The sequence below is a fragment of the uncultured Neisseria sp. genome (assembly GCF_951230505.1).
Taxonomy (GTDB): Bacteria; Pseudomonadota; Gammaproteobacteria; order Burkholderiales; family Neisseriaceae; genus Neisseria.
The window spans coordinates 1-5,033 of sequence record NZ_CATNVN010000133.1 but is presented as its reverse complement, the minus strand read 5'-3'; the positions used below and the strand labels follow the sequence as shown (position 1 = coordinate 5,033).

Sequence of the window (5,033 nt, the reverse complement as noted above, 5' to 3'; positions counted from 1 at the left end):
CCGACAAAATCCAAGCCCAAGTCTTTGGCATCGGCCATTTGCAGGAAGTCTTTGAAGAAGAATGCCTGCGGATCCGTACCCCATGCCGAAGTCAAAGAATAATAGGCATAGCTTGCCGCCCAGCCGACAATCACGGCGTAGTAGATACAGATGATGACGTTGGTCAGGAAGTTCCACCAACCCATCGGCTCAAACAAACGGCCGAGGCGGCGGAAGGCCAAAGGAGGCGAACCGCGGTAACGGTGGCCGATGGCGTAGTCGAGCAGCAACAGCGGAATACCTGCCGTCAACAGCGCAACCAAGTAAGGGAGGACGAAAGCACCGCCGCCGTTGTCGAAGGCGATGTAAGGGAAACGCCAAATGTTGCCTAAGCCCACGGCCGAGCCGATGGCGGCAAACATAAAGGCACGGCGACTGCTAAACGTCGCGCGTTCGCTGGATTGAGAATTTGACACAATGAACCTCTTAAAAATCGAGTGTCGTCAAGGCCTCCCGGCCTTGCGCGTATATATTTAGAAATCAGGTCGGACAAACCGGCCGGTTAAAATAGATATTCGGACAAGGATAATATCCGGTATTAGAGAATGCACCGCTTATGGCCATGCAAACATAATCTGACCTTATCGTAAAAAAATTTAACACTGTTGGCAAGTCAGTATTGCATTAAAATCGCAAGGAAAATCTTCATGCACTACGACTAAAATCTTCATACACTTCGTTTATATACAAGCCAAACGCAACACCCAAGCCCCGTTTTTCCCTCCCCTTCCCACTGACAACCGCCCTGGCCGTAAACCGCCTTTCCCTTATCCTGTAAGGAAAAGCGGCAACCCAACGTATTCAAATCCCCCGTTATCAAAATGTTTCAGACGGCCTGTTTTCCTTCCGACCAATCCGGGCCGTCTGAAAATTTCACTGTTGCATGTTGTAATCAAGAAACCGTCCCAAAATTCTGTTTAATATAAACAAAAACAATCCGCCTTTTTCTACGCCCATCATCACCATTATTTAAAATAAGCATAAAATATCAAAAATAAAATTAATAAAAAATAAAATAACAAAAAATCAAAAATAAAATCAATTTTAAACCCGCATTTCTACTCTAATCATCTACAATTAAAAATAATCGAATCAAAAAATTTCAATAAAACATTAATTACACAACACTACATTTTTGCTATAATTGCCGCCATTCAATCCACAACCCAAACCCAAAAAAAGAGGAAAAGCCATGGGTATCAAAGTTGCCATCAACGGTTACGGCCGCATCGGCCGCCAAGTAGTGCGCGCTATTTTCGACTACAAACTGCAAGACCAACTCGACATCGTTGCCATCAACGCCAGCGGCAGCATCGAGACCAACGCCCACCTGACCAAATTTGACACTGTTCACGGCCGCTTTGACGCCGATGTTTCCCATGATGAAAAACACCTCATCATCAACGGTAAAAAAATCCCTTACTTCTCCACCCGCAATCCTGCCGAATTGCCATGGGGCGAATTGGGCGTTGACTTGGTCATGGAATGTACCGGCGCGTTCACCAGCAAAGAGAAAGCCAAAATCCACTTGGAAAGCGGCGCGAAAAAAGTGCTGATTTCCGCTCCCGGCGGCGATGATGTTGACGCAACCGTCGTTTACGGCGTAAACGACGACGTGATTACCGACGACATGACCGTTATCTCCAACGCGTCTTGTACCACCAATTGCCTGGCGCCTGTTGCCAAAGTGTTGAACGAAAACATCGGCATCGTAAACGGCGTGATGACCACCATCCACGCGCTGACCAACGACCAAACCGTCACCGACGTACGCCACAAAGACCTGCGCCGTGCGCGTAGCGGCGTGGAAAACATGATTCCGACCAAAACCGGTGCTGCAAAAGCCGTCGGTTTGGTATTGCCAGACCTGAAAGGCAAACTCGACGGCCTCGCCATCCGCGTACCGACCGTCAACGTTTCCCTGGTTGACCTGAGCTTCCAAGCAGGCCGCGACACTTCCGCCGAAGAAATCAACGCGCTAATGAAAGCCGCTTCCGAAGAAGGCCGTCTGAAAGGCGTATTGGCCTACAATACCCTGCCGCTGGTTTCTATGGACTTCAACCACACCACCCAAGCCAGCACATTCGACTCCACGCTGACCAAAGTAACCGAAGGCAAAATGGTTAAAGTGTTCGCATGGTACGACAACGAGTGGGGCTTCAGCTGCCAAATGCTGAACACCGCGCGCCGTATGTTCGGTTTGGAAGTACGTCCGTTCTAATCGGCTTCCAACGCAAAGGCCGTCTGAAACATCTTTTCAGACGGCCTTTTGTATTTCCTTTAAAATATCGCATTCCCATTTATTTTCAGACGGCCTCTTCATGTTTCCCAACGAATCCGCCCCCAACCTCCTGCAAGGCTTAAACCCCGAACAACTCTCCGCCGTAACCTGGCCGCCGCAATCCGCCCTCGTTTTGGCAGGCGCGGGCAGCGGCAAAACGCGCGTACTGACCACACGCATCGCATGGCTTTTGCAAAGCGGTCAGGCCAGCGTACACAGCATTATGGCGGTAACGTTTACCAATAAAGCCGCCAAAGAAATGCAAACCCGTTTGGGCGCGATGATTCCCGTCAACGTCCGCGCCATGTGGCTCGGCACGTTCCACGGTCTCTGCCACCGCTTTCTACGCCTGCACCACCGCGATGCCGGCCTGCCCTCTTCCTTTCAAATCCTCGACAGCGGCGACCAGCTTTCCCTGATCAAACGCCTGCTCAAAAACCTCAACATCGCCGAAGAAATCATCGCGCCGCGTTCATTGCAAGGCTTTATCAACGCGCAAAAAGAATCCGGTTTGCGCGCTTCCGTATTGAGCGCGCCCGATCCGCACACGCGCCGCATGATTGAGTGCTACGCCGAATACGACAAAATCTGCCAACGCGAAGGCGTGGTCGATTTTGCCGAACTCATGCTCCGCAGCTACGAAATGCTGCAAAACAACGAAATCCTGCGCCAACACTACCAAAACCGCTTCAACCACATTCTGGTCGACGAGTTCCAAGACACCAACAAACTGCAATACGCCTGGCTGAAACTGATTGCCGGCAACAACGCCGCCGTTTTCGCCGTCGGCGACGACGACCAAAGCATCTACCGCTTCCGCGGCGCAAACGTCGGCAACATGACCGCGCTGATGGAAGAATTCCACATCGACGCGCCCGTCAAACTCGAACAAAACTACCGCTCCGTTGGCAACATCCTCGCCGCCGCCAACGCCGTCATCGAAAACAACGACGAACGCCTCGGCAAAAACCTGCGCACCGACGCCGAAGCAGGCGACAAAATCCGCTACTATTCCGCCTTTACCGACCTCGAAGAAGCCCAATTCATCGTGGATGAAACCAAAGCCCTCGAACGCGAAGGCTGGGATTTGGACGAAATCGCCGTCCTCTACCGCAGCAACGCCCAATCCCGCGTTATCGAACAAAGCCTGTTCCGCAGCGGCATCCCCTACAAAATCTACGGCGGCCTGCGCTTTTACGAACGCCAAGAAATCAAACACGCCCTCGCCTACCTGCGCCTCGCCGTCAATCCCGACGACGACAACGCCCTCTTGCGCGTGATTAACTTCCCACCGCGCGGCATCGGCGCACGCACCATCGAAAACCTTCAGACGGCCTCAACCGAACAAGGCATCACCCTTTGGCAGGCAGCCTGCAACGCCGGCGCAAAAGCCACCAAAATCGCCGCCTTCGTCCGCCTGATTGAAGCCCTGCGCAACCAAGTCGGACAAATGCCCCTGTCCGAAATCATCGTCGGCATCCTCAAAGACAGCGGCCTGACCGAACACTACCGAACCCAAAAAGGCGACAACCAAGACCGCCTCGACAACCTCGACGAACTCGTCAACGCCGCCATCGAGTTCAAACCCGAAGACAGCAACTTTGAAACCCTGCCCGAAAACATTTCAGACGACCCCGCCTTCCCCATCCTTGCCTTCCTCAGCAACGCCGCCCTCGAATCCGGCGAAAATCAAGCAGGCGCAGGCGAAAAAGCCGTCCAACTCATGACCGTCCACGCCTCCAAAGGCTTGGAATTCAACGCCGTCTTCCTCACCGGCATGGAAGAAGGCCGCTTCCCCAGCGAAATGAGCCTTGCCGAACGCGGCGGCCTCGAAGAAGAACGCCGCCTCATGTACGTCGCCATCACCCGCGCCCGCAAACGCCTCTACATCACTATGGCGCAACAACGCATGCTGCACGGACAAACCCAATTCGGCATCGTCTCCCGCTTCGTCGAAGAAATCCCACCCGAAGTATTGCACTACCTGTCCGTCAAAAAACCCGCCTACGACAGCTACGGCAACACACGCCAAACCGCCGTACAACGGGACAAAATCCTCGACGACTTCAAACAGCCCCAAACCTACGCAGGCTTCCGCATCGGCCAAAACGTCCGCCACGCCAAATTCGGCACCGGCGTCATCATCGATGCCGTAGACAAAGGCGAATCCGCCCGACTGACCATCAACTTCGGCAAACAGGGCGTGAAAGAGCTGGATACCAAGTTTGCGAAATTGGAAGAGATGTAAAAGGGAGATGGCAGGGGTCGTCTGAAACCCGTAGCGTGGGCTTTGCTCACGAAAGGACATTAATGACGTAAATGGCAGGCAGGTCGTGCTATGATGTTTGTTGACACTATTTAAGACAACTGATTTCATCGAATCAACAATTTTTGTTTATCAGCCTTAAGAAATTACGAATGGAAAAAAGGAAATACGTTATGGAAAATATAGATCGGGAAACCCTTTCTGCTATATTGAAAGAACATCAATTATGGATTGATAGTAATGGTGAAAATGGTGAAAGGGCTGATTTATCTAATAAAAATTTAATAAGAGCAGATTTAAGAGGAGCAGGTTTAAGGAGAGCAGATTTAAGGGGAGCAGATTTAAGGGGAGCAGATTTAAGGGGAGCAAATTTATTTAGAGCAAATTTAAGAGGAGCAAATTTATTTAGAGCAAATTTAAGAGGAGCAAATTTATTTAGAGCAAATT

The 5,033-nt window shown here is 51.3% G+C and carries 2 protein-coding genes and 4 pseudogenes; 5 read left to right on the top strand and 1 reads right to left on the bottom strand.

Annotation, left to right across the window (positions count from 1 at the left end; all coding sequences use genetic code 11):
- Positions 1-455, bottom strand: a pseudogene (locus Q1M25_RS07995) (sodium-dependent transporter); the annotation flags it as partial.
- A gap of 776 nt (positions 456-1,231) precedes the next feature.
- On the opposite strand from Q1M25_RS07995, the gene gap reads away from it, so the two are divergent.
- The 5 genes and pseudogenes from gap to Q1M25_RS09540 all read left to right on the top strand — a co-directional run.
- Positions 1,232-2,260: a type I glyceraldehyde-3-phosphate dehydrogenase gene (gene gap / locus Q1M25_RS07990; RefSeq protein WP_300483725.1), complete on the top strand. Its 1,029-nt coding sequence runs from the start codon at positions 1,232-1,234 to the stop codon at positions 2,258-2,260.
- A 100-nt stretch (positions 2,261-2,360) separates the two neighbouring features.
- Positions 2,361-4,568, top strand: coding sequence for a DNA helicase II (gene uvrD, locus Q1M25_RS07985; protein WP_300483723.1), 2,208 nt, complete (start codon positions 2,361-2,363; stop codon positions 4,566-4,568).
- Between the two features lie 170 nt (positions 4,569-4,738).
- Positions 4,739-4,894 (top strand): annotated as a pseudogene (locus Q1M25_RS09550) (hypothetical protein); the annotation flags it as partial.
- Positions 4,895-4,905: 11 nt separating this feature from the next.
- A pseudogene (locus tag Q1M25_RS09545) lies at positions 4,906-4,965 on the top strand (hypothetical protein); the annotation flags it as partial.
- A gap of 7 nt (positions 4,966-4,972) precedes the next feature.
- Positions 4,973-5,033, top strand: a pseudogene (locus tag Q1M25_RS09540) (pentapeptide repeat-containing protein); the annotation flags it as partial.

Excerpts from the sequence above, each read along its gene's own strand:
- gap (WP_300483725.1), top strand. The coding sequence starts at position 1,232 with ATGGGTATCAAAGTTGCCATCAACGGTTACGGCCGCATCGGCCGCCAA.
- uvrD (WP_300483723.1), top strand. The coding sequence starts at position 2,361 with ATGTTTCCCAACGAATCCGCCCCCAACCTCCTGCAAGGCTTAAACCCC.